Source organism: Acinetobacter sp. C15 (assembly GCF_013420645.1).
Classification (GTDB): domain Bacteria; phylum Pseudomonadota; class Gammaproteobacteria; order Pseudomonadales; family Moraxellaceae; genus Acinetobacter; species Acinetobacter indicus.
The window spans coordinates 1-4,563 of sequence record NZ_VOXR01000083.1; the positions used below are offsets into that span (position 1 = coordinate 1).

4 protein-coding genes and 1 pseudogene are annotated in these 4,563 nt (G+C 35.2%); 3 read left to right on the forward strand and 2 right to left on the reverse strand.

Annotated elements, in window-relative coordinates:
- Window positions 1-128 precede the first annotated feature (128 nt).
- From FTT63_RS14845 to FTT63_RS14855, 3 genes and pseudogenes are all read left to right on the forward strand, one after another.
- Window positions 129-1,193 (forward strand): annotated as a pseudogene (locus FTT63_RS14845) (site-specific integrase); the annotation flags it as partial.
- Window positions 1,186-3,309: an integrase gene (locus tag FTT63_RS14850; RefSeq protein WP_180192450.1), complete on the forward strand. Its 2,124-nt coding sequence runs from the start codon at window positions 1,186-1,188 to the stop codon at window positions 3,307-3,309. The pseudogene FTT63_RS14845 and the gene FTT63_RS14850, both read left to right, overlap by 8 nt.
- A 1-nt stretch (window position 3,310) precedes the next feature.
- A complete protein-coding gene (locus tag FTT63_RS14855) occupies window positions 3,311-3,730 on the forward strand; it encodes a hypothetical protein (protein WP_104988039.1) in 420 nt (139 codons plus the stop codon).
- Between the two features lie 76 nt (window positions 3,731-3,806).
- On the opposite strand, the gene FTT63_RS14860 is transcribed toward FTT63_RS14855, so the two are convergent.
- On the reverse strand, window positions 3,807-4,295 hold the full coding sequence (locus FTT63_RS14860; protein ID WP_168382385.1) for a hypothetical protein: 489 nt from the start codon (window positions 4,293-4,295) through the stop codon (window positions 3,807-3,809).
- Window positions 4,296-4,398: 103 nt separating this feature from the next.
- Window positions 4,399-4,563: integrase core domain-containing protein (locus tag FTT63_RS14865; RefSeq protein ID WP_180088943.1), on the reverse strand; the 165-nt coding region annotated here is incomplete at its 5' end.

Genomic DNA, 4,563 nt, shown 5'->3' on the forward strand with positions numbered 1-4,563 from the left:
GCTTTTTTAGCGTTGGTGCACTGTCTATAACTGTCTTTAAATCCATAAATAGGTGTCCACTTAAATTTAAGTGGACACTATCGCGGTATTAATGAGTTAGAAAAAGTGGGGTTCAGCGGACGCTTACATTTGAATTCCAAGCAATTATTACTAGAACCAACGAATATTTAGCAGAAAATAGGATTTCTTATTATGAGGCTGCTTTAATTCGTGTTTTTTGTGCGACAGGTAGACGACCAATACAAATTGCTGGGTTAAAAGTAAAAGACTTATACGAGACCGATAAGTATAAGTTTAAGGATGAAAAAAAAGTTCATGTACTCAATATTCCAAAAGCTAAAATAAGAGGTGCTAGTGGATTTCGTTATGCTTTTCGTGAAGTAGGAATTCGTGAAAGTATCGTACAAATATTGTTTGAGCATACTCGAATTTTAAAGCAGAAATTAAGCAAAGAAATAAAACGAGAGCTATCTGAACAAGAGTTTGCAGAGCTACCGCTATTTTATGATTTTGAGAAATTGGTTAATTTGGATTGGGAAAATCGGCATGAAATTTCAGAAATTTTGCCAAAAGAAATTATTCATTTGCCTACGGTTGAATTAACTCAAAAGTTAAAAGATGCGGTAAGAAAGCTTGGTGTTCGGTCAAGGGAAACAGGTAAGCCAATATTTGTTACTTCTTATAGGTTTCGTTATACACTTGGTACAAATGCTGCTAGACAAAAAGCAGGTGTGATTGTCATCGCAAATTTATTAGATCATCATGATACCCAAAATGCACATTGCTATGTACAAAGTGTGCCAGAAATTGCACAGCAAATATCATCCATCATGGATGAGAGTTTACGCAAATATGCAGATGCTTTTCAGGGGAAAGTTGTAAAGGATGAGATTGAGGCTCAATCACAAATTGAAGATGCTAATCGAATTTCTTGTGTAGAGCAGGATTGTGATGTTGGCTCATGTGGTACACATCAATACTGTAACGATTATGCACCAATCGCATGTTATCTGTGTAGTAAATTTATGCCTTGGGCAAATGCACCCCATCATCTTATTTTAAAACAATTAATGAAAGAACGAGATGACCTAATAACAATGGGGTGTAGTCTTGAAGTTGCTGCCGTGAATGACCGAACAATTATTGCCATTCAGCAAGTCATTGATGCTTGTAAGGAGTTTAATCATGGATAATTTGATTTATTTTCCATCTGACAGAATCCAAACTCCTGACTCTGAAATTAAGCGGTTTATTGATTTTGTTAAGCAGTTATCAGAATTAAATGAAGATATTAGATTTGAAGACCATTATTGGAAAGGCGAAGTAAAGTTTGTCAAAATGGGTATTTCATCCAAAGATAGATTACCCGAAAATCTTTTACATCATTCAATTCTAGAATTTGCAAAGACGTATGTTAAGTATCAAAGAATTAATAGCAAGTTAAAAACTCAAGACACAATTCTTTCAATTCGGGCAATAGAGCAAATATTCTTAGACCGAAATAGTGAAGTTGATTTAACTAAATTGGTTATTGCTGATTTTGACTTGGCTGCTGAAAATGCTAAGAAAAATTACAAAGCAAGCTCTGCTTATCATGTAGGAAGACAATTAAAAATTCTTTTGGATTTTCTACGCCAAATAAAGGTATTAGCTTTGCCAGAGTGGAAAAATCCACTTAAAAAACCTGCTGATAAATCGATTGTGCTAGATGAGGAGTCAGAGGAACATAGAGAGTCTAAACTTCCTGATGAGGATGCGATTTTTGCATTAGCTGATATTTTCTCGCGGAAAGATTCAGAACTGTCAGATAGAGATATTTTTGTCACCAGTGCTGTGGGTTTGCTTCTAGCTGCGCCAGAACGAGCATCAGAGCTATTTTTCTTAAAGCAGAATTGTATCCACCAGGAAGAAGCCCAAACGCTTTCTAAGAGCAGTTTAGGGCTTACAGTAGATGGTTCTAATAGTGAAACTGTATTTGGTATTAGATGGTATGCGCAGAAAAATTTTGGGTACGATATTAAATATATTCCAGGTGTCATGATCCCAACTGTTCAATTAGCAATTAAACGATTAAAAAAAATTTCTGAAAAAGCAAGACTATTTGCATCTCTGTTAGAAAATAGTGATAAGTTTCCTCGACATGAATTATGTCCAGAAGTCTCTGATGAGCAACTGTTAACAAAAAAACAAGTATTGCAAGCGCTAGGTTTTGATGAGTCAAATTATTCGGATACAACAACAGCTAGAACTTCAGGCAATCAATTCTTGGCAGTAAGAGGTTTAGAAAGAAAGAATAATATATATAGTTTGAATGATTTGAATGAATTGATAAGAAGTTGCTTACCTGAAGGCTTCCCATATGTACCGTTTCAAGTGGGTGCTGGCATAGAAATAAAATGGTCTGAAGCGCTTTTCTGTTGCTTTGCAAATCAATTTCATACCCAAAAGCCAACAGTAACTACTGAGCTATGGATGCCACATATTGATACTTTAAATGAAGACTTATCTCCCACCAAAAAGAAGAAAAAAGGAAGTGATGAGTTAGCAAATGTTCAATCTATTTTCCAACGATGGGGATATGGTGACTACAGTGTGTCTACCCATCAATTTAGGCATCTTCTCAATACAATAGCAAATACCAATGGAATGGATAGCATGTTACTCGCTAAATGGTCAGGGCGAGCTGATTTGAAGCAAAATCGAACATATGACCATACTTCGGTTGAGGATCGTAATGATGGCTTAGTTGAAATGCAGAAAAACGAGGTTGGTACAGTAGATACTGATAGTACATATACATTCCAGATCGCTACACCTCGAACTCTACAAGAGTTAAATACCAAAACAACATTGTCCATGCACACTACCGAGTTTGGACTTTGTACACATTCTTATATTGATGAACCCTGCCTAAAATATAGAAACTGTCTTAATTGTACAGAGCATGTCTGTATTAAGGGGGATGAAGAAAAGAAAAAACGACTTCAAGATCGACTTAGAAAAGAAAAAATCTTATGGGCAAAGGATAAGGAGGCTGTTAGTAAAAATGTTACTGGTGCAGCGGTTTGGTTGGATACTAGAGAGCTTACTATTAAACGTTGTGAACAGTTGATAGCCCTACTTGATGATCCAAACATTCTTGATGGAACGCCTTTAAGTTTGCCGCCTTCGGAACATGTGACACATCTTGATTTAGCGTATCAAAAAGCAGGTCGTAAACGTATCCCCATTATTGAGAATACTCAACGTAAAAAGCTTGAAGAGCAGTCAGGTTTACATGATTCTTTATCATTGGATTTATGGAGCTAATATGGCACAGCATCTAACAGATCAGAATGTACAAGATATTGTTGAAATTCTTGATTATTGGTCGCCAAATGAAAAGTTAACGTGGGAGAAGTTATGCAAAGCAATTGAAGTACAACTAGAGATTGTGCCTGCACCAACTCGCCAAACCCTACAAAAATTTGCAAAAATTAAGAACGCTTATGATCTAGGAAAAAAATCTCCAGCAGCATTAGAAATTTTAAAAGCAAAACAGCAAAAACTCCCTGCTAGTCTGAAAATCGCTCAAACTAAAATTGAGGCTTTGGAGGCCAAGAATGCTAGATTGGAAAAAGAAAACGCTATGTTGTTGGAACAGTTTGTGGTGTGGCAATACAATGCCCATAAGTATGGGCTCAGCATTGCTAAATTGAATGAGCCAATGAGCAAAAAAAGTTCGGATTGATTAACAATCGAAGAGCTAAATGAGTCCTTAGTTCAGAAGCAATAGTAAAGTTAAAGAACCAAAATAAACTGGATCTTTAACTTTCAATAGGATAGATAATGCTTTTTAGAGCAAGTTGGTATGCTTTCAACTCAATTATTTCGGACTTACAATTATTTCTAACATATAAAATTTTCTTTTTCATGCTTGGGAAATTAATTTCCAATTGTTTGTAAGCCTCTATTTGTTTTTCAAGGAAAGAAATTTTAAAACTTATTCTAGTTTCTTCTAGTCTCATTTTCGATAAATCTTCACTTTCATTGTTTATGCCTCTAAATATATTAATTTTCTTTGTCTCACTAAATAAAGAAAAGCGAGAGTTTTCATGGTTAACTTTTTTTTCTAAAAAACCTAATTCAACAAGTTTTCGAAGTATTCGATACATTCTTTGACGGTTAAAGCGATTACGTTCCTTTGTTGAAAGTGAGAGTGCAATCCAAAAGTCATTAGTAGTCCAATTATTAATGGAATATTGCTGAATAAGAGGTGGAAATTTTTCGAATAGCGGTAAATTGATAGTTTGCATTGGAAAAACTAAAAAACATAAAAAGAGGATTATAAGCCGTGGATACATAGTCCTCAAATTAGGAGGTAATCCTCCCATAAATAACCGAAGTTAAAAGTAGAGGTTAAGCAGCCATTAGAGGTGGCTTTCCTTTGTTAGCTAGATGTGGTCTTTCATGGTTGTAATGCCACAACCAGTTTGTTGCATAATCTTGTACTTCATCCAAAGTATCAAATAAATGCTTGCTCAGCCAACTATAACGTATGGTCCGATTATAGCGTTCAATATA